The 19,447-nt window shown below is 74.3% G+C and carries 16 protein-coding genes; 10 read left to right on the top strand and 6 right to left on the bottom strand.

Annotated elements, in window-relative coordinates; genetic code table 11:
* Window positions 1-3: 3 nt before the first annotated feature.
* On the bottom strand, window positions 4-1,356 hold the full coding sequence (locus BDZ31_RS10665; RefSeq protein ID WP_183341828.1) for an FAD-binding oxidoreductase: 1,353 nt from the start codon (window positions 1,354-1,356) through the stop codon (window positions 4-6).
* Window positions 1,357-1,463: 107 nt separating this feature from the next.
* A complete protein-coding gene (locus BDZ31_RS10660) occupies window positions 1,464-4,259 on the bottom strand; it encodes an AAA family ATPase (protein ID WP_183341826.1) in 2,796 nt (931 codons plus the stop codon).
* A gap of 106 nt (window positions 4,260-4,365) precedes the next feature.
* Here BDZ31_RS10660 and BDZ31_RS10655 point away from each other — a divergent pair, with 106 nt between their 5' ends.
* The 5 genes from BDZ31_RS10655 to thrB all read left to right on the top strand — a co-directional run bounded on the left by BDZ31_RS10655 (window position 4,366) and on the right by thrB (window position 9,731).
* Window positions 4,366-5,184 (top strand): prolipoprotein diacylglyceryl transferase family protein, encoded by an 819-nt coding sequence (locus BDZ31_RS10655; RefSeq protein WP_183341824.1) that lies wholly within the window; start codon window positions 4,366-4,368, stop codon window positions 5,182-5,184.
* Window positions 5,185-5,268: 84 nt separating this feature from the next.
* A complete protein-coding gene (gene lysA / locus BDZ31_RS10650) occupies window positions 5,269-6,540 on the top strand; it encodes a diaminopimelate decarboxylase (protein WP_183341822.1) in 1,272 nt (423 codons plus the stop codon).
* Entirely contained in the window at window positions 6,530-7,762 is a 1,233-nt protein-coding gene (locus BDZ31_RS10645) for a homoserine dehydrogenase (RefSeq protein ID WP_183341820.1), read from the top strand. The genes lysA and BDZ31_RS10645 overlap by 11 nt, the downstream gene beginning before the upstream one ends.
* Window positions 7,763-7,849: 87 nt before the next feature.
* A complete protein-coding gene (gene thrC, locus BDZ31_RS10640) occupies window positions 7,850-8,863 on the top strand; it encodes a threonine synthase (protein ID WP_183341819.1) in 1,014 nt (337 codons plus the stop codon).
* Window positions 8,864-8,873: 10 nt separating this feature from the next.
* Window positions 8,874-9,731 carry a homoserine kinase gene (gene thrB / locus BDZ31_RS10635; protein WP_183341817.1) on the top strand — a complete coding sequence of 286 codons (858 nt, stop codon included), beginning with the start codon at window positions 8,874-8,876 and terminating at the stop codon, window positions 9,729-9,731.
* Between the two features lie 44 nt (window positions 9,732-9,775).
* Here the strand turns inward: thrB and BDZ31_RS25965 are convergent, their stop codons facing one another.
* From BDZ31_RS25965 to BDZ31_RS10620, 3 genes are all read right to left on the bottom strand, one after another.
* Window positions 9,776-10,705: a L,D-transpeptidase family protein gene (locus tag BDZ31_RS25965; RefSeq protein WP_183341815.1), complete on the bottom strand. Its 930-nt coding sequence runs from the start codon at window positions 10,703-10,705 to the stop codon at window positions 9,776-9,778.
* 48 nt (window positions 10,706-10,753) lie between these two features.
* Window positions 10,754-11,560, bottom strand: coding sequence for a ParA family protein (locus tag BDZ31_RS10625; RefSeq protein ID WP_183341813.1), 807 nt, complete (start codon window positions 11,558-11,560; stop codon window positions 10,754-10,756).
* Window positions 11,561-11,650: 90 nt separating this feature from the next.
* Complete coding sequence (locus tag BDZ31_RS10620; RefSeq protein WP_183341811.1) at window positions 11,651-12,241, bottom strand: FHA domain-containing protein; 591 nt, start codon at window positions 12,239-12,241, stop codon at window positions 11,651-11,653.
* A 235-nt stretch (window positions 12,242-12,476) separates the two neighbouring features.
* Here BDZ31_RS10620 and BDZ31_RS10615 point away from each other — a divergent pair, with 235 nt between their 5' ends.
* From BDZ31_RS10615 to BDZ31_RS10605, 3 genes are read left to right on the top strand one after another with little or no spacing between them, the layout of a single operon-like run.
* The gene (locus tag BDZ31_RS10615) at window positions 12,477-12,758 is read left to right on the top strand and encodes a hypothetical protein (RefSeq protein WP_183341809.1); all 282 of its coding nucleotides are present in this window, start codon (window positions 12,477-12,479) and stop codon (window positions 12,756-12,758) included.
* A gap of 54 nt (window positions 12,759-12,812) precedes the next feature.
* Window positions 12,813-13,295: an SRPBCC family protein gene (locus BDZ31_RS10610; protein WP_183341807.1), complete on the top strand. Its 483-nt coding sequence runs from the start codon at window positions 12,813-12,815 to the stop codon at window positions 13,293-13,295.
* 22 nt (window positions 13,296-13,317) lie between these two features.
* Complete coding sequence (locus BDZ31_RS10605; protein ID WP_183341805.1) at window positions 13,318-13,896, top strand: hypothetical protein; 579 nt, start codon at window positions 13,318-13,320, stop codon at window positions 13,894-13,896.
* 161 nt (window positions 13,897-14,057) lie between these two features.
* Here BDZ31_RS10605 and BDZ31_RS10600 read toward each other — a convergent pair whose 3' ends face one another.
* Window positions 14,058-15,710, bottom strand: a complete 1,653-nt coding sequence (locus BDZ31_RS10600; RefSeq protein WP_183341803.1) for a penicillin-binding transpeptidase domain-containing protein — start codon at window positions 15,708-15,710, stop codon at window positions 14,058-14,060.
* Between the two features lie 237 nt (window positions 15,711-15,947).
* Between BDZ31_RS10600 and BDZ31_RS10595 the strand changes: the two genes are divergently transcribed.
* Both BDZ31_RS10595 and BDZ31_RS10590 read left to right on the top strand, forming a co-directional pair.
* Window positions 15,948-17,099: a MarP family serine protease gene (locus tag BDZ31_RS10595; protein WP_183341801.1), complete on the top strand. Its 1,152-nt coding sequence runs from the start codon at window positions 15,948-15,950 to the stop codon at window positions 17,097-17,099.
* A 62-nt stretch (window positions 17,100-17,161) separates the two neighbouring features.
* Window positions 17,162-19,420 (top strand): DNA topoisomerase 3, encoded by a 2,259-nt coding sequence (locus tag BDZ31_RS10590; RefSeq protein ID WP_183341799.1) that lies wholly within the window; start codon window positions 17,162-17,164, stop codon window positions 19,418-19,420.
* Window positions 19,421-19,447: the final 27 nt, after the last annotated feature.

The following is a 19,447-nucleotide window of genomic DNA, read 5'->3' as shown; positions in this document are numbered from 1 at the left end:
GCCTCACGGTCGCTCGGCGGGCGGCACGTGGTGGTTGCCCTTGAAGACGTCGCGCGGGTCGTAGAGCGACTTCACGCGCCGCAGGCGCGCCCACGTCGCGGGGTCGAAGAAGGCGCTCGCGTCGGCCGGCTCCTCGACGAAGCTCGGGTAGTCGCCGACGCGGTGGGGCGCGACCGCGGCCGACAGCGCGTCGAGGTCGGCGACGACGGCCGCCTTCGCGTCGGGCTCCGCGACGAGGCCGAGGCCGAAGAGGCAGATCTCGCCCGGGAGCGTCGCGCGGGCGCCGGCGCCCGGCGCGGGGCGCGCGAGCGCGCCGCCGAGGTGGCGGAGCTGCACGAGCGTCAGCGTCTCCCGCTCGGCGGCGATCCGCGCGAGTGCGTCGACGGCGGTCGGCGGCAGCGCGTCGACGAGCGCGTGCGCGGTCGTGTACGGCAGCGGGTCGGGCGGGTCCATCGCCAGCTCCGCGAGCGCCTCGGGCGGCTGCGGCGCGAAGGTGTCGAGCTGCGGGCCGAGCCGGCGCAGCGGCGCCAGCAGCTCACGGCCGTCGGCCTCCCGGCCGAGGAAGGCCGCCATCACGATCGCGAACGCCCGTCCGCGGACTTCGGCCGGGATCTCCGGGAACGGCGGGAAGCGGATCACGTTGGCCCACGAGGTCATCTCCTCGGGCAGCGCCGGCAGCAGCTCGCTCCACGCATGGAGCACCTCGGCCGTCCGCTCGAGCGGGAAGAACAGCGCCCCCGCGTACAGCTCGCGCACCGGGACGACCGAGAACTCGATCGCGGTCACGACGCCGAAGTTGCCGCCGCCGCCGCGCAGCGCCCAGAACAGCTCCGGCTCGTGGTCGGCGTCGGCGCGCACGAGATGGCCCTCGGCCGTGACGAGCTCGATCGCGGTCACCGTGCCGGCCTGCAGTCCGTGCTTGCGCGCAAGCCAGCCGAGGCCGCCGCCGAGCGAGTAGCCGACGATCCCGACGTCGGGGGAGGAGCCGTGCAGCGCCGCGAGCCCGAGCGCGGACAGCCGCGGGGTCACGCGCTCCCACTTCGTCGCGGCGCCGACGCGCACGCTCCGCGCGTCGGCGTCGATCGCGACGCCGGCGAGCGCGGAGGTGTTGACGATCATCGTCCCTTCGAGCGAGCCGAGCGGGCCGGGGTTGTGGCCGGTCGCCTGGGCGGCGACGCGCAGGCCGAGCGCCTGCGCGTGCGCGATCGCGGCGGCGACGGCGCGCTCGTCGGCCGGGAAGGCGATCAGCTCCGGACGCTGGTCGACGAGGAGGTTGAACGTCCCGCGGGCGTCGTCCCAGTCGGCGTCCGCGGGGCGGACGACGCGGCCGATGGCGCGGCTGTCGCTGGTGAGCATGGTCGGCTCCTTTCGCTCGCAGTCCGACGAGCATCCGACCGCCGGTCCGTGCGCGCATCGAGGCGGCCGCCAAGCCGGGACCCCGAAGATTGCGGCGCGGAGGTCCCTTAGGGGACGTCCGGCGCGGCGAGCGCGTCGGCGAGCTCCCGGCGCGAGCCGATTCCCAGCTTGCGGTAGGCGTTGGAGAGGTGGACCTCGATCGTCTTCGGCGTCACGAACAGCTCCTGCGCGATCGCGCGGTTGGTCCGTCCGGCCGCCGCGAGTCCGGCGACGCGGCGCTCGCTCGGCGTCAGCGCCGCGACCCCGCTGAGCATGGCGCGTCGAGGGCGGGCGCCGGCGGCCCGCAGCTCGGAGCGGATCCGCTCCACCAGCCGCTCCGCGCCGCAGGTCGCGGCGAGCTCGAGCGCGCGCCGCAGCGGCTCGCGCGCCTCGGTCGGGCGCCGCGCGCGGCGCAGCGCGCCGCCGAGGGCGGCATGGGCCTTCGCGCGCTCGAGGCGCGCCGTCGAGTCGTCGAGCACGGCGACGGCCTCGCGCAACGTGTCGACGCCCGCGGCGCGCTCGAGCGCGCCGAGCACGCGCAGCGTCCGCCCGAGCGACGACGGCGCGCCGAACGCGCGCGCGACGCCGAGCTCCTCGCGCGCGAGCGCGATCGCCTCCGCGCGGCGGTCGAGGCGGTCGAGCGCCGCGGCCTTCAGCGACCGCCACCACAGCCGCGCGGGATCCGGCACCGCCGCGCAGTGCGCCGCCAGCGCGTCGGCGGCGGCGACGGCCTCGGCCGGCCGCCCGGCGTCGACGAGCAGCCGGGCGCGCGTCGCCAGCCACCAGGCGGTCGTGCTGGCCCCCGGGTCGGTCGTCCCCAGCCCGTCCAGCAGCCGGTCGGCTCCCGGTCCTCCGCCGCGCTCCCGCGCGACCTCCGCGAGCAGGCAGCGGCTGAGGACGATCGCGGCGCCGGCGTGTCCCCACAGCGTGAGCTGCTGCTCGGCGGCGCGCAGCGATTCCGCGGCGACTGCGAGATCGCCGCAGCGCAGCTGCCAGAAGCCGTGCCACAGATGGGTCGAGGCCGCCGACAGGAGCGACCCGCTGCCGTGCGCCTCCGCGAGGCCGCGGCGGAAGACCTCGCCGACCTCCGGCCGGTCGGCGACGACGAGCGAGAGGATCGCCGGGAACGCCAGCAGGGCGGGGTCGGCGGCAAGCAGGCGATCGTCGGCGAGCGCCGCCAGCGCGAGCGCGGCGCAGTCGGCCGCGGTGCCGTCGCTGCCGACGGCCTCCCACGCCGCCACCGCCGCGAGCATCCGCGCCCCCGGGCCGCCGGGCGGATCGCGGCGGCGAGCGCGCAGGCACGACAGCCGCCGCGGGTCGCCGGCGCCGAACCAGGCGGTGACGAGCTCGAGCGCCTCCAGCTGCATGCGCAGGTCATCGAGCCCGTCGGGCAGCTCCCGCGCGGCGTCCCGCGCGATTGCCGCCGCGTCCTCCGGCGCGCCGGTGAACAGCAGCGTCCGGCCGAGCAGCGCGGCGGCGGCCGCGCGCCCGGCCGGCTCCGGCAGCTCCTCGCGGGCGCGCGCGAGGTGCCGCGCGGCGGCCGGGCCGCTCGTGAGCGCCTCAGCGGTGCCCAGCTCGAGCAGCAGCGCGCCGCGGTCGCGGCCGGCGGGGAGGTCGTCGAGGGCGCGCCGCAGATACGCGGCGGCGCTGTCGGGCGCGCCCGAGCGGATCGCGGCGCGGCCGGCCTCCCACAGCAGCTCGGCGACCCAGCGCTCGCCGCTCGGCGGCGTGTGGAGCAGTTGCGCGGCGACCTGCTCCGCCGGGGCGCCGCCGGCGCGCAGGAGCGCGGCGGCGCGACCGTGCTCGAGCGCGCGCTCGGCGGGGGAGGCGTCGTGGTAGACCGCGTCGCGCACGAGCGGGTGGACGAAGCCGAGCGGAAGCTCGGGGCGCAGGAGCTCGGCGAGCGCCAGGGCGCGGGTCGCGTCGGCGGCGCGCGCCACGTCGACGCCGGCCAGCGCCGCGACCGCGGTCAGGCCGGCGCCGTCGCCCAGCACCGCGATCGCGCGGGCGACGGCGCCTGCCGCCGGCGGCAGGCGCCCGAGCCGCAGCAGCACCGTGCGCGACACGGCCCGCGGGCCGATCTCCCCGACGTGCGCGGCGTGCGCGGCGTCGGGGGCGACGCCCTTGGCGCGGAGCGCCGTGAGCAGTTGGCTGAGCAGCAGCGGATTGCCGCCCGTCGCGGCGTGGCAGACGGCGGTGAACGGCGGCTCGGGCGTCGCTCCCAGCCGCTCCTCGGCGAGCGCGGCGACGGCCGCCTCGCTCAACGGTCGCGGGCGGATGCTGAGGGCGGCCGGGGAGCCGGCGATCTCCCCGAGCAGTGCGCCGTCGCCGCCGGCGGCGGTCTCGCGCAGGCCCGCGAGCAGGACGATCTGCTGGCGCTCGAGCCGCCGCGCGAGGTAGGCGAGGAACATGAGCGACGGACGATCGCTCCAGTCGAGGTCGTCGACGGCGAGCAGCAGCGGGCGCTCCTGGGCGATGTCGAGCATCAGCCAGAAGAGGCCGTGCAGGACCGCGAACGACGCGCTCGCTCCGTGCCGCCCGTCGGCATGCGGCGCGCCGAAGACGACCGCCGCCGGCGCGGCGGCGCCCGACAGCAGCGCCTGCCGGCGCTCGGGCGGCGCCAACTCGGCCTCGAACAGCTGACGGACGACGCCGAAGGCAAACTCGCTCTCCAGCTCGCTCCCGCGGGCGGTGAGCACCCGCATCGACCGCTCCGCGCGCTGCCTCGCCACCGCGAGGAGCTGGCTCTTGCCGATCCCGGCCGGGCCCTCGACCAGGACGACCCGTCCCTCCCCGGCGGCGGCCCGTGCGAGCTGCGCGTCGAGCGCGTCGACCAGTTCGGCGCGTTCCAAGAGACCGGTCACCGGTCCATCGTACGGCCGGCCGCAGCGCGCCCGTGCGCCGCGCGCGGGGCGGCGGCCGCCGCTCGCGGGCGAACGGCCGCAGCCGGGCGCGCGATAGGCTCCAGGCGTGCTCAGATCGATCGACCTCGGCGGCATCGAGCTGCAGACCTTCGGGCTCTTCTTCGCGCTGAACTTCCTCTGCTGGGCCGCGGTCGTGGCGCGTCGCCTGAAGGAGATCGGCAAGCCGGTCGACTGGGCCTACGAGATCCTCTTCGTCGCGCTGATCGGCGGCCTCGTCGGCGCGCGCGGCTACTTCCTGCTGCAGAACTGGGACGACGTCAAGGACGACGTCTTCGGCAACATCTTCAGCGGCGCGGGGCTGATCTGGTACGGCGGCCTGGTCGGCGGCGTCGTCGCGGTGCTGATCTGGGCGAAGTGGCGGAGATTCCTCTCGCTGCAGCTGACCGACATGGCCGCGATAGGCCTGCCGCTCGGCTACGCGATCGGCCGCATCGGCTGCCAGATCTCCGGCGACGGCGACTACGGGAAGGAGTCGAGTCTGCCGTGGGCGATGGGCTATCCCGACGGCGCCGTGCCGACCGACCCCGGCGTCACCGTCCAGCCGACGCCGCTCTACGAGACGCTCTCGATGGGGTTGCTCGCGTTCGTGCTGTGGAACCTGCGCGACCGCTTCCGTCCCGGCGTGCTGTTCGGCTTCTACCTGATCGGCGCCGGGATCGAGCGGTTCCTCGTCGAGTTCGCGCGCCTCAACGACGAGGTCGTCGGCTTCATGACGGCCGCGCAGGTCGAGAGCCTCGTGATGCTCCTGATCGGGATCGTCTGGCTGCTGGTGATGCGCGCGCGCAACGGCGGCCAGCTGCGCAAGCCCGACGAGCCGGAGCGCAAGGGCAGAGCGCGCGGCGGTCGCCGGCCCGCGACCGCCTGACGATGGCGCCGGCAGGGCCCGACGGCGCCGCGGCGACGGTCGCGCGCGGCGGCGGCTCGGCGAAGACGGCATAATCACGCCGCCATGGCCGCGACTCAACAGCTCTCCCACGTGCTGCCGCTCGGCAGCCGCGTCAACGACCTCGGACACCTCGAGATCGGCGGCTGCGACGCCGTCGAGCTGGCGCGCGAGTTCGGCACGCCGGCCTTCGTCGTCGCCGAGGACGACATCCGCACGCGGGCGCGCGCCTTCGTCGAGGCGCTGAGAGCCCGCCACGACGACTTCGACGTCCTCTTCGCCTCCAAGGCCTTCCCGTGCACCGCGGTCTACCGCGTGCTGGCGGAGGAGGGGCTGGTCTGCGACGTCGCCTCCGGCGGCGAGCTGCACCTCGCGCTGCGCGGCGGCTTCGACGCGAGCCGGATCTACCTCCACGGCAACGCGAAGTCGCTCGGCGAGCTGGAGCAGGCGATCGACGCCGGCGTCGGCCACATCGTGCTCGACTCGTTCATGGACATCGACCGCGCGGAGCGTGTCGCCGCGCAGCGCGGCGTCGTCCAGCGCGTCCTGATCCGCGTCACCCCCGGCGTCGCCGGCAGAACGCACGCGAAGATCTCGACCGGCCAGGCCGACTCGAAGTTCGGCTTCGGCCTCGACGACGCGCGGCTCGCGATCGAGCGGCTGCGCGGCTCCGACAGCCTCGAGCTCGTCGGTCTGCACATGCACATCGGGTCGCAGCTGCTGTCGCTGGAGGCGTACCGCCCGGCGGTCGAGGCGCTCGCCTCGCTCGGCGACTTCTCGACCTACAACTTCGGCGGCGGACTCGGCGTCGCCTACACCGCCGCCCAGCAGCCGCCGGCGATCGAGGCGTACGTCGAGGAGAAGGTGAGCGCGCTGCACGAGCTGCTCGGCAGGGACAAGCGCCTGCTGATCGAGCCCGGCCGCTCGCTGGTCGCCAACTCGACCGTCACGCTCTACACCGTCGAGACGATCAAGCGCAACGTCTCGACCTGGGTCGGGGTCGACGGCGGCATGTCCGACAACCTCCGCCCGATGCTCTACGGCTCCGTCTACGAGGCCTTCTTCGCCGACCGCCCGGGCGTCGCCGGCACGGGGGAGAGCTGCCACGTCGCCGGCAAGCACTGCGAGTCCGGCGACGTGATCGTCCGCGACGTGCCGCTCGCCGATCCGCAGCCGGGCGACATCCTCGTCACGCCCGCGACCGGCGCCTACGGCCACGCGATGGCGAACAACTACAACGGGATCCCCCGGCCGCCGGTGATCTTCTGCAGGGAGGGCGACGCGCGCGTCGTCGTCCGCCGCGAGACCTACGACGACCTTGCCGCCCGTGACCTCTGAGCCGCGGCCGTTCCGCATCGGCCTGCTCGGCTACGGCACCGTCGGCGGATCGTTCGCCGAGCTGCTGCCACAGCGCGCCGAGCAGATCGCGCACGTGACCGGCCTCAAGCCCGAGGTCGTCGGCGTCCTCACGCGCTCCAGAGGCGACTTCGAGCAGCTGCTGGAGCAGAGCGACCTGATCGCCGAGCTGATCGGCGGGATCGAGCCGGCGCGCGACTACGTGATCCGGGCGATGCGCGCCGGCAAGCACGTCGTCACCGCCAACAAGCAGCTGCTCGCCCAGCACGGCGAGGAGCTGTGGGCGATCGCGCGCGAGTGCAACGTGCAGCTGCGCTTCGAGGCGGCGGTCGCCGGCGTCGTGCCGGTCATCCGCGTGCTGCAGGAGTCGCTCGCCGCCGCGCACGTCGAGCGGATCCACGGGATCGTCAACGGCACCTCCAACTTCATCCTCAGCGAGATGGCGCGCACGGGCGCGCCGTACGCGGAGGTGCTCGCGGAGGCGCAGCGGCTCGGGTACGCGGAGGCCGATCCGAGCGAGGACGTCAACGGCAAGGACGCTGCCGCGAAGATGGCGATCCTCGCGCGGCTCGCCTTCGACACGCCGGTCCACCTCGACCAGGTCGTCTACGAGGGGATCGAGCGGATCGGCCCCGACGACCTCGAGTACGCCCGCGACCTCGGCCTCGGGCTGAAGCTGATCGGCACCGCCGAGCGCGTCGACGGCGGGATCTCGGTCCGCGTCCATCCGGCCTTCCTCTACGCCAGACATCCGCTGGCGTCGGTCGACGGGCCGTTCAACGCCGTCACCGTCGAGTCGGAGGCGATCACCGAGATCACGATGTCGGGCCCCGGCGCCGGCGGCCCGCAGACGGCGAGCGCCGTGCTCGGCGACGTCGTCAGCGCCATGATCCCGCCGGCCTCGACCCCCGCGACGAGCGCGAGGCTGCACGTCGTCACCGACGTCGTCTCGTCGTTCTACCTCCACCTCGAGGTGCTCGACGCGCCCGGCGTGCTGTCGCAGATCACCGGCGTGCTCGGTGAGCACGGCATCTCGGTCAAGTCGGTCGTGCAGAAGGGGCTGGGCGACAACGCGCGGCTCGTGATGGTCGTCCACCCGGTGCTCGAGTCGCGCTTCTTCGCCGCCGTCGGGCAGATCGCGGCGCTCGAGGCGCTGCGCACCGCCCCGCGGGCGATCCGCGTCATCGAGGAGGAGTTCGCGTGATCGCTGCGGCCGGAGGCCTTGCGATCACGTCGGGAGAGCTCGCCTGGCGGCTCGCTCTCCCCCTCAGAGCTTGGAAGGAGTCGTGACGTGTCCGTCGGTCTGATCGAGCGGTACCGCGACCGGCTGCCGTTCGCCGCGGACGACCCCGTCGTCACGCTCGGCGAGGGGTCGACGCCGCTGATCCACGCCGCGGCGCTGTCGGAGCGGGTCGGCGCCGAGGTGTGGCTGAAGTACGAGGGTCTCAACCCGACCGGGTCGTTCAAGGACCGCGGCATGACCTGCGCGGTCTCGGCGGCGGTGCGCGAGGGCGCCGAGGCCGTCATCTGCGCCTCGACCGGCAACACCTCCGCCAGTGCGGCCGCGTACGCCGCCCGGGCGGGGCTGCGGTGCGCGGTGATCGTGCCCGAGGGCAAGATCGCGACGGGCAAGCTGGCGCAGGCGCTGATGCACGGCGCGCGCGTGATCGCGCTCAACGGCAACTTCGACGAGGCGCTCCAGCTCGTGCGCGACGTCGTCGACCGCCACCCGATCGCGCTCGTCAACTCGGTCAACAGGTTCCGCCTCGAAGGCCAGAAGACCGCATCGTTCGAGATCGTCGAGCAGCTCGACACGATCGACGCGCTCTGCATCCCGGTCGGCAACGCCGGCAACATCTCCGCCTACTGGAAGGGCTTCAACGAGGTCGGCCGCAGACCGGCGATGTTCGGCTTCCAGGCGGCCGGCGCCGCGCCGCTCGTGCACGGCGCGCCCGTCACGAGCCCGCAGACGGTCGCGACCGCGATCCGGATCGGCAACCCGGCTCGCTGGGAGGAGGCGATGAACGCGATGACCTCCTCCGGCGGCGCCGTGAGAGCGGTGACCGACGAGCAGATCCTCGACGCCTACCGCTTCCTCGCGTCCAGAGAGGGCGTCTTCTGCGAGCCGGCGTCGGCGGCGTCGGTCGCCGGGCTGATGGTCCACGGCGCCGGCGACGCGCAGCGGATCGTCTGCGTGCTCACCGGCCACGGCCTGAAGGATCCCGACACCGCGCTCGACCAGGTCGGCGGCGTGCTGCCGTGCGAGCCGACGCTCGCAGCGGTCGAGCGGGCCGTCCTTGGGTAGGCCGGCCGCGATGGAACGCCGCCGCATCGTCCGCGTCCCCGCCTCCTCGGCGAACCTGGGGCCCGGCTTCGACGTGCTCGCGGCGGCGCTCGCGCTCCACGTCGAGGTCGAGGTGGTGGAGACCGGCAGGTTCGCCGTCGAGACCGACCTCGACATCGCCAGAGACCGCCGCAACCTCTGCGTGCGCGCCTTCGAGCGGCTCCATCCCTCCGACCGCTTCACCTTCCGCATCAGATCGCAGATCCCGCTGTCGGGCGGGCTCGGGTCGAGCGCGGCGGCGATCGTCGCCGGCCTCGTCGCCGCCGACCACCTGTTCGAGCTCGACGCCGACGTCTTCGGACTGGCCTGCGAGGTCGAGGGCCACCCCGACAACGTCGCCGCCGCGCTGTACGGCGGCGTCGTCGTCTGCGGGGCGGGCGGCGCGGTCGCGCGGGTCGACCCGCCGACCGGGCTGGAGGGCCTGCTGGTCGTGCCGCACACGGCGGTGCGCACCGCTCAGGCGCGCGCCGCGCTGCCGGCGGAGGTGCCGCTGGCCGACGCGGTCCACAACGTCGCGTGCACGGCGCTGCTGACGCTCGGGCTCGCGCGCGGCGACTGGGATCTCGTCGGCCGCGGCCTCGACGACCGCCTCCACGAGCCCTACCGCGCCCACCTCTACCCGCGCTCGGCCGAGCTGGTGCGGGACGCGCGCTCGCTCGGCGCGCTCGGCGCGACGATCTCCGGCGCCGGTCCGACGGTGCTCGTCTGGACCCACTACGAGCAGACCGCCGCGGTCGCCGAGCGGCTGCGCGAGCGGACCGCGGGGTGGGCGCAGCTGCTGCGCGTCCCGTTCGAGACGCAGGGCGCCGACGTGCGCGCGCTCGTCTGAGGCAGCGGCTCAGGCGCGAGCGCGCGCTCGTCTGAGGCAGCGGGTCAGGCGCGAATCGTGACGAGCGTCCCGAGCGGGACGGTCTCGACCAGCCTGCGGATCGCGCCGGTCGGCGCGCGCAGGCAGCCAAGGCTCGCCTCGGTGCCGATCGTCTGCGGCAGGCTGGTTCCGTGGATCGCCAGCCGGTCGCCGCCGCCCCAGCCCTGCGGCGTCCTCGTCTGCCTGCCGCTCAGCGCGAGGATGCAGCAGCCGTACGGGGAGGTGTCGCTGCCGGTCGTGAGCTTGTCGGTGACGGCAAAGCGGCCCCGCGGCGTCGGGGTGCTCGGGCTCCCGATCGCGACCGGGAAGCGGCTGACGACGCGGCCGGCGCGGCGCACGACGATCTCGCGCCGGCCGAGCGACGCGGTGATCTCCCACGCGCTGCGGTGGACCTCCAGCGCGGCGCGCGCGGAGATCCAGCCGATCCGACCGTTCGGCAGCTCCGGGGTGAGGACGCCCAGCCACGCGCCCGAGTGGCGCACGACGGGGAGCACGGTCGGCGAGCCGAACTGCGTTCTCGGCGCGATCCGGCCGACCGCCGGTCCGCCGGGTCGCGACCGCAGCGCCGTCGCGCGCGTGACGTGGACGGTCGGCTGCGGCTCGGGGACGCGGCGCGCGGCGGCCGCGGCCTCGCGACCGGCCGCCGCGGCCGGCGCCGTCGCGGAGGTCCGTGGCGCCTCCTCGTCGGCCGGCGGCGCCGGCGGGAGCCCCTGCGGCGCGGCTGGGACGGTGCTGGCCGGGCTCGGCGGGACCTGCACGGTCGCCGTCCGCTCGCCGATCGCCTCGACGATCGCCTGCTCACCGCCTCCGCAGCCGGCGAGCGCGGCCGCGCCGAGCAGCGCGAGCGCGGAGCTGGCGGCGCGACGTCGGGGACGCGCTGCGCCGCGCGGCTGGGTGGGGTGTGACGAACGCGGCGGCACGGCGGCTCTGGCCACAGGGTACGCCTCGGCGGGCGCCGGCTCGGCGGACGAGCGGCGGCGCGCCTACGCCGCCGGCATGCCGCCGTCGGAGGCGGCGTCGATCAGCGGCCGCAGCCTTCTGCGCGCGCCGCGCAGGCCGAGGCGCCGGAGCAGCTCGTCGCCGACGTGGAGGTAGTCGAGGCCGAGGTCGGGGCGGTAGTCGATGATCGACAGCGCCCGCTCGGCCGACTCGGCGTAGGCGATCGAGGAGCGGATCGTCTGCTCGACGAGCTTGTCGCCGAAATGCTCCTGCAGCGACTCGAACGCCTCCCGCGAATGACGCGTGCGCATGTCGGCGATGTTCAGCACGACGCCGAGCCACCGCAGCTCCGGGTTGAGGTTGTCGCGCGCCAGCTCGATCACCTCGAGCGCCTGCTCGACCCCCTGCATCGCGAAGTACTGGGCCTCCGCCGACAGCAGCGCCCAGTCGGCCGCGACGAGCGCGTTGACCGTCAGCAGGCCGAGCGCCGGCGGGCAGTCGATCAGCACGACGTCGTAGTCGCCGGTGACCTCTCTCAGCGCCCGTCTCAGCGTCAGCTCGCGGCCGAGCTTCCCGCCGAGCGTCAGCTCCGCCTCGGCGAGGCCGAGGTTGGCGGGCAGCACGCCGTCGTGGATGGCGTCGGCGGCCGTCGCGTGGCCGGTCAGCACGTCGCCGATCGTCGGCGCCGCCTCGGGGTCGACGTCGAGGTAGTCGGAGAGGTTGCCCTGCGGGTCGAGGTCGACCGCGAGCGTCGTGAGCCCGATGCGCCGGAAGACGTCGGTCAGCGTCCGCACCGTCGTCGTCTTGCCGGTGCCGCCCTTCTGGGAGAGGACCGCGATCGTGTGCGCCATCGAGCCGCGGACTATAGAGCGGCGGCCCCGCGGCGCAAGCCGGTCGCCGCGTCCGCGCGCGGACGCCGCGACCGGCCCGGGCGGCCGGTGTCAGCCGGTCAGCGCCCGCGCCTGCTGCGCTTCCGGCACCGCGTCGAACTCGCGCGTCCCGCTGACGGCGGGGACGTCGACGAAGTGCAGGTGGTGCCTGCCGACGACCAGCTCGTCGCCGTCCCGCAGCACGCGCCACTCGACGCGCTCGCCGTTGACGAAGACGCCGTTGAGGCTGCGGTCGTCGAGGACCCGGACGCCGTCGGCCTGGCGCACGACGAGCGCGTGCCGGCGCGAGACGGTCGGGTCGTCGAAGCGGACGTCGGCGGCGAGGCTGCGGCCGATCCGGGTCCACTCGCGCGTCAGCTCGTGGACGATCGCCTCGCCGTCCTCGGCGAAGACGAGGTACTGGCCCGCGGCGTCGATGCCGGCGCGGACCGCGTTCAGCCACGTGCCGTCGCCCTGCTCGGGCGGCGGCGCCCCGACGGTGGCGTGCTGGCCGGTGAAGAGCGAGGCGCGGACGAACTCGTCGCCGCCGCAACCCGGGCATGACGGCAGGGCGTCGGCGGCGGCGAGGGACACGACGTAGTCACAGCCGACGCAGCGAAACGTGCCGGTGCCAGCGAGGGTGCCCGACGTGAGAGACTCCATGTCCTTCGACCTCCGGTGCGATACCCGGGCGGACCCGGGACGCAAGTAACAGTTGTTACGAGCGAAGTTGTGCGGCGCGCGCCGTCGCGTGGGGGAACGGCTGCGCCTCTCTCCTGCCCGTGGGAGCGGGCGGCAAAACCCTAGCGTCAGCACCGGCTTCTGGTGCGTCAGCGTGCCGACATTGCACGACTTCTGTCACGGGAGGAGCCGTCGGGCGTGGCGCGAATGAGGTCGCATGCTCCGTTCGTCGACCAAGTCCCCTGATCTCGAGCGACAGCTGCTGCGGCGCAGCGTGATGGCGCTCGCCGCCGGCCGCGACCGCTGCGACGGCTGCCACCGCACGCCGCTGATCGGGGAGCGGGTCCACGTCTACGACGGCGGCCGCACGCTCTGCGAGCTGTGCCGCCGCGAGCGGCGCGAGCAGCCGGTCAGCTCCCAGCTGGTCCACGGCGGCGAGCACGGCAACACCGTGCGGATCACCGACCAGCGTCCGCTGCGCCGCCCGCGCGCCGCCTGAGCCGTCCGACCGGAGGGCCGTCGGCGGCGGTCCTCCACTAGACTCGGGCGCGCTATGGAGCCCGTGATCGCCACCGCCTTCATCGCCCGTCCGCGCGAGGAGATCGTCGAGTACCTCAGCGACGTGGCGAACCACCCGGAGTTCAAGGACCACTACCTCGTCGACTGGCATCTGACGCGTGAGGACAGCGTCGGTCCGGGGGCCGGGGTCCGCTTCCGCGAGAAGATGCCGTTCAACCGCTTCGGCTGGGGCGACTACACGCTCGTCGAGGTCTCGCCGTACCGGGTCGTCGAACGCGGGCGCGCGGGCAAGTTCAACCGCAACCGCACGATGGGGACCTGGACGCTGTCGGACGCGCCCGGCGACATGACGAAGGTCGAGTACCGCTACGAGGCCGAGCGCAACATGCCCAGCGACCGCCTGCGCGAGAGCCGCGGCTGGTGGAAGCGCAAGACCGCCAAGGCGGTCCGTCGGCTGCAGTCGATCCTGGAGGAGAACCGGGATCGCGGCGGGCGAGTGACGGTTGCAGGCCGCTAGACGGGTAGACTCCGCGCCGCTCATGAAGAGACTTCTCCGAACCCCACCGCTGGTCGGCGCCCTCCTCGCGGCGCTGACGCTCTCCGCCTGCGGCAGCGACCACGGGCCGATCACCAGAGGTGAGCTCGAGGCCGTGAACGTGCAGGCCGGCAACCTGGTCTACCAGGTGCAGATCTCCCGCCAGCTCAACCCGGCCGCCGTCGACGACAGCGAGTACCTCGAGGGCGTCGCGCCCGCGGAGGCGACGCTGAGAAGCGACGAGACGTGGTTCGGCGTCTGGGTCCGGGCGGAGAACACGACCGACCAGCCGCACAGAGCGACCTCCGAGTTCGCGATCCGCGACGCGTTCGACAACGAGTACGAGCCGGTCGAGATCGCCGACTCGAACCCGTTCAAGTACGCCCCGCGCGTCGTCGAGCAGGCGAGCGGCAACGGCCAGCCGGTCCTCCCGGACCCGATCAGCGCCGCCGGCTCCGGTCCGATCCAGGGGTCGATGCTGCTGTTCAAGGTCCCGTACTCGATGTACGAGGCCTCGCCGGTCGAGCTGGAGATCACCCCGACCGAGGGCGGCGAGCCCTCGACGGTGCTGCTCGACCTCTAGGCCCACCGGCCGCACGCGACGCAGGCTTTCCGAGGGACCGGCGCGAGCCGGTCCCTCTCGCGTTCCCGGGCAGGGTGGAGGGCGCACCGGGAGGTGCGGTGGCGGCGACGCCCGCCGGGCGCGCACGGAGCGGGTGGCCGCGCGAACGGCGCGCGCGACGCTCAGCGGGCCGGTCTCTGCTGGAGGCCGGTGACGAGCACCTCGCGCGCCGGCGGGGCGGCGATCTCGCCGCCGGCGCCCGACTCGGTGAACAGCACGCCGACCGCGACGCGCGGCTTGCGCTCGGGCGCGTAGGCGACGAACCAGGCGTCGGTGTCGGGGATGTCGTCCTGGAGGTGCGCGGGGTCGTCGCCGTCGCCGGTCGAGACGGTCGAGCGCAGCTCGGCGGTCCCGGTCTTGCCGGCGACGACGACGCCGTCGATCGCCGCCGCGCCGCCGGTGCCGTCTCTGACGACCTCCGCCATCATGCGCCCGACCTGACGCGCGACCGCGGGCGTCGTGACGCGTATGTGCTGCGGTCTTCTGCCGAGCTCCAGCGTCGGGACCGGCCGCAGTCCGCCGTTGGCGATCGTCGCGGCGACGAGCGTCATCTGCAGCGTCGTCGCCTGCACCATCCCCTGGCCGATCGCCGAGGAGCCGACCGCGAGGTCGTCGCCGATCTTGTCGGCGGCGGGTATCGAGCTGATCGCGGAGCCCGGGATCCCGAGCGAGCTGTTGAAGCCGAACCGCTCGGCGACCTCGACCAGGCGCTCGGCGCCCAGTCTCGCGCCGAGCGGCGCGAAGACCGAGTTGCACGAGTGGGCGAAGGAGGCGACCAGCGAGCCGCCGCACATCTCGCTGTTGGCGTTCTGGATCGCGACGCCCGACAGCGACGCCTCGCTGACGACCGGGTACTGCGTGTCGGGCTTGGCGATCCCGGCCTCCAGCGCGCCGACGAGCGTGATGATCTTGAAGGTCGACCCGGGCGGCTGCAGACCGGAGTAGGCGACCCCGGCGAGCGCGAGGATCTCGCCGCTTCTCGGCTCGATCGCCGCGATCCCGCCGTAGCGGCCGCCGAGCTGGGCGATCGCGACCCGCTCGATCGCGGGGCTGATCGTCGTCTTGACGGGAGCGCCTGCTCTCGGCTCCGATCTCGCCAGCACGCGCGTGCCCGCGAGCAGCCGCCCGCCGGGCGTGCCCGCGAGCTGCTGCTGGAAGACCCGCTCGAGGCCCGAGACGCCGATCTGGGCGTCGTCGGGATAGCCGAGCGCCCGCATCGTCGCGCGCTGCTCCTCCGGTATCGGCTCCAGCCGGCCGACGACCTGGCCGGCGACGTCCGGGATCTCCGAGCTGCGGTCGGGCCCCTTGGCGAGCACCGCGCCGTCGCGTGCGAGCAGCGTGCCGCGCGCCGGCAGCTCAGTCTCGCGCGACAGTCTCTCGCGGCCCTCGAGGCCCGGGAAGACGAGTGACGGCCGCCACAGGACGCGCACCTCGTCGCCGTGCTCGGCGACGGGGACGTCGAGCACGCCGCGGACGGTGCCGAAGGCGCGCGTGCGGACCGTCACCCCGACGGCGACGACGCCCCGCTGCTCGTCGCGCGCCTTGCCGGCCCGCAGCGAGCGGACCGTCGCGATCACCGCGGCGTCGCGGTACGCGGCCTCGAACGCCTCGCGCGATGTCGATCTCGTGATGTCGTCGGCGACCAGCTCGTACATCCCGCCGTAGTCGCCTCTGGCCCACAGCGCGACGAATCGCTCGGCGGTCTGGCGCTTGCCGCCGTCGCCCGAGCCGGCGACGACGCCGACCACCACGGCGAGGGCGACGAGCGCGAGCACGGCCGGGACGAGCCGGCGCGTGAGACGTCGACGCCGCTCCGCTCTCGCGGCGTTGAATCGGGACGGCTGAAGATGCCGTCCGCCCCCACTCCGGCTGCCTGCCTCCACGTGCCGCTGAGCGTAGTTGATCGCCCGCAAAATGCGAAACACCGGTGTTCAGCTCCGACCCCGACCGGAAAGCGGTGCTCTGCCCGGACGCGGTCCGGACCGCCGCGACCGTCATCCTTGCGGCCAGCTGTGACCGCAATCGACTGGATCATCGTCGCGCTCGTCGCCCTGTTCGCGATCTTTGGATATCTGCGCGGCTTCATCGTCGGCGCGCTGGCGCTGGGCGGCTTCGCGGCCGGTGCGCTGCTCGGCGCGCGGATCGGCCCGGTGATCCTCCCCGACGGCTCCCATTCGCCGTACGCGCCGCTGTTCGCGCTCGGCGGCGCGCTGCTCGTCGGCGGCCTGCTGTCGAGCGGGCTGGAGGCGCTCGGGCTGCGGCTGCGCGGGGCGCTGCGGCTGCCGGGGTTGGGCGTGCTCGACGGGCTGCTCGGGGCGGCGCTGACGGCGGCGGTCGCGCTCGGGCTGGTCTGGATCGCCGGCGCGGTCGTGCTGCAGACGCCCGGGGTCCGCGAGCTGCGCCGGGAGGTGCAGCGCTCGGCGGTGCTGCGCGAGCTGAACGGCGTGCTGCCGCCGTCGGGCCCGATCCTCAACGCGCTCGCGCGCTTCGACCCGCTGCCGACGCTGCGCGGTCCCGACGCCGACGTCGCCCCGCCCTCGCGCGAGGTGCTGCGACGGCCGGGCGTGCGCGACGCGGCGCCGAACGTCGTGCGGATCCTCGGCAGCGCCTGCGGCCTTGGGGTCGAGGGCTCGGGCTGGGCCGCCGGCGACGGGCTGGTCGTCACCAACGCCCACGTCGTCGCGGGCCAGGACGACACGATCGTCCAGGTCGGCGGCGAGGGGCCGTCGCTCGACGCCGGCCTCGTCCACTTCGACGTCCGCAACGACGTCGCGGTGCTGCGCGTCCCGGGGCTCGACCTGCGCGGCCTGGAGCTGGCGCCCGAGCCGCGCTCCGGGACGGCCGGGGCGATCCTTGGCTATCCGCTCAACGGGCCGTTCGACGCCCGCGCGGCGCGACTGGGGGAGACGCGCACCGTCCTCTCCGACGACGCGTACGGCAGCGGGCCGGTGCGCCGCTCGCTGACCGTCGTGCGCGGCAACGTCCGCAGCGGCAACTCCGGCGGCCCGGTCGTCGACGGCGACGGGCGCGTGCTGACGACCGTCTTCGCCGCCACCACGAGCGGGCCGAGGGGCGGCTACGGCGTCCCCAACCGGGTCGTGCGCTCGGCGCTCGCCGGCGCCCGGCGCGGCGTGCCCGTCTCCAGCGGCCCCTGCGCGCGCTGAGCGGGAGCGCGGCGGACCGTCTCGCGCCGGACGCCCGCCGAGGGCGCTACCCTCCACGCCCCATGCCGAAGACCCTTGTCATTGCCGAGAAGCCATCCGTCGGGAGAGACCTCTCCAGAGTCCTGCCCGGGCCGTTCAGAAGAGGCGAGGGCTTCCTCGAGGGTCCCGACCACGTCCTGACGTGGGCGGTCGGCCATCTCGTCCAGCTCGCCGAGCCCGACGAGTACGACGACAAGTTCAAGAGATGGCGGATGGCCGATCTGCCGATCGTGCCGGCCAAGTTCAGACTGGTCGTGCGCGACGAGCGCTCGAGAAGACAGATGAACGTCGTCAAGCGCCAGCTCGGCCGCGACGACGTCGAGCTCGTCATCAACGCCTGCGACGCCGGTCGCGAGGGCGAGCTGATCTTCGCCTACCTCTACGAGAAGGCCGGCGCGAGACTGCCCGTCAAGCGGCTGTGGCTCTCGTCGATGACGCAGACGGCGATCAGATCGGCCTTCAGCCAGCTGCGCGACGGGGAGGAGATGGCCTCGCTGGAGGACGCCGCCCGCTCGCGCTCGGAGGCCGACTGGATCGTCGGGATGAACTCGACGCGCGCGGCGACGATCCGCCTGCGCTCCTCCTTCGACGGCGCCGTCTCGCTCGGCCGCGTGCAGACGCCGACGCTCGCGATCCTCGCCCGTCGCGAGGAGGAGATCCGCGCCTTCAGACCGGAGCCCTACTGGACCGTCGACGCGACCTTCGCCGCCAGCGGGGAGCGCGTCTACGACGGCCGCTTCCACGTCACCGCGGGCAGCGGCGAGGGGAGAGGGCCGCGGATCGGCAGCGCCGAGTTCGCCGCCGCGGTCGTCGAGGCGGTCCGCGGCGCCAGCGGCGTCATCTCCAGGCTGGAGAAGAGAAAGCGCAGAGAGCGCGTCCCGCTGCTGTACGACCTCACCTCGCTCCAGCGCGACGCCAACTCCCGCTTCGGCTTCTCCGCCAGACGGACGCTCGCCGCCGCGCAGCGCCTCTACGAGGAGCACAAGGCGCTGACGTACCCGCGCACCAACTCGCGCTACCTGCCGACCGACATGGTCCCGGAGATCAAGCCGATCGCCGAGATCGTCGGCGGCCGGCCCGAGTACGCCGACGGCGCCCGCTACGTGCTCGGGCTCGACGTGCTGCCGCTGGCGCGCGTCGTCAACGACGCGAGAGTCACCGACCACCACGCGATCATCCCGACGAGAGCGAACCACCCGGTCGACAAGATGAACGACGACGACCGTCGCATCTACGACCTCGTCGCCAAGCGCTTCCTCGCCGTCTTCCATCCCGACGCGATCTTCGAGAACACGAACGTCGAGACCGAGGTCGCCGGCCACGTCTTCCGCACCCGCGGCAAGGTGATGCTCGTGCCGGGCTGGCGCGGCGTCTACGGCGAGGCGGCCGACGCCGAGCCGAGAGAGGGCGACGAGGACGAGGGGCGCGAGCAGCAGCTGCCGAGGCTGGAGCAGGGGGAGGCGGTCGACACGCGCGAGGTCCGCTCCGAGCAGAAGGAGACGAGACCGCCGCGGCGCTACTCGGAGGGCTCGCTGCTGGCGGCGATGGAGACGGCCGGCAAGCTCGTCGACGAGGAGGAGCTGCGCGAGGCGATGAAGGACTCGGGCATCGGCACGCCCGCGACCCGCGCTGCGATCATCGAGCGCCTGCTGCAGGTCGGCTACATCGAGCGCGACGGCCGCGCCCTGGTCGTGACCGAGAAGGGCCTCAACGTCATCAGGCTGCTCGGCAGCCACCCGCTCACCTCGCCGTCGCTGACGGGCGACTGGGAGCACCGGCTGGCGAAGATCGAGCAGGGCGAGGACTCGCGCCAGGCGTTCATGGGCGACATCGTCACGTTCGCCGAGTCGACCGTCGCCGAGCTCGACGAGAAGCTCAGAGACGTGCGGATCCCGCGCGCCAACCTCGGCCCCTGCCCGGTCTGCGGCCACGACATCATGGAGAACCGCAAGGGCTACTCCTGCTGGTCGCGCGAGGATCCCGGCTGCGGCTTCGTGATCTGGAAGGCGAAGGCCGGCAAGACGCTGACGGCGCCGATCGTGCGCGAGCTGATCCGCACCGGCAGAACGGAGAGACCGGTGACCGGCTTCAGAAGCCGCGCCGGCAGATCGTTCCGCTCGCGCCTGGCGCTGATGCAGACGCCCGAGGGCAGATGGCGCGTCGAGTTCGACGAGCCGTGGGCGCGCGAGGGCGCCAGACCGCCGGAGGCCGACGCCGAGGCGGCCGCCGCCGACGCGACGGCGGCCGGCTCGCAGGCGGGCACGCAGGCGGCGGTCGCCTGAGAGGCGCGCGCCGCGGGCGCGTCGCGT

The sequence above is a fragment of the Conexibacter arvalis genome, assembly GCF_014199525.1.
Lineage (GTDB): Bacteria > Actinomycetota > Thermoleophilia > Solirubrobacterales > Solirubrobacteraceae > Conexibacter > Conexibacter arvalis.
This window is presented reverse-complemented; position numbering and strand designations above follow the sequence as displayed.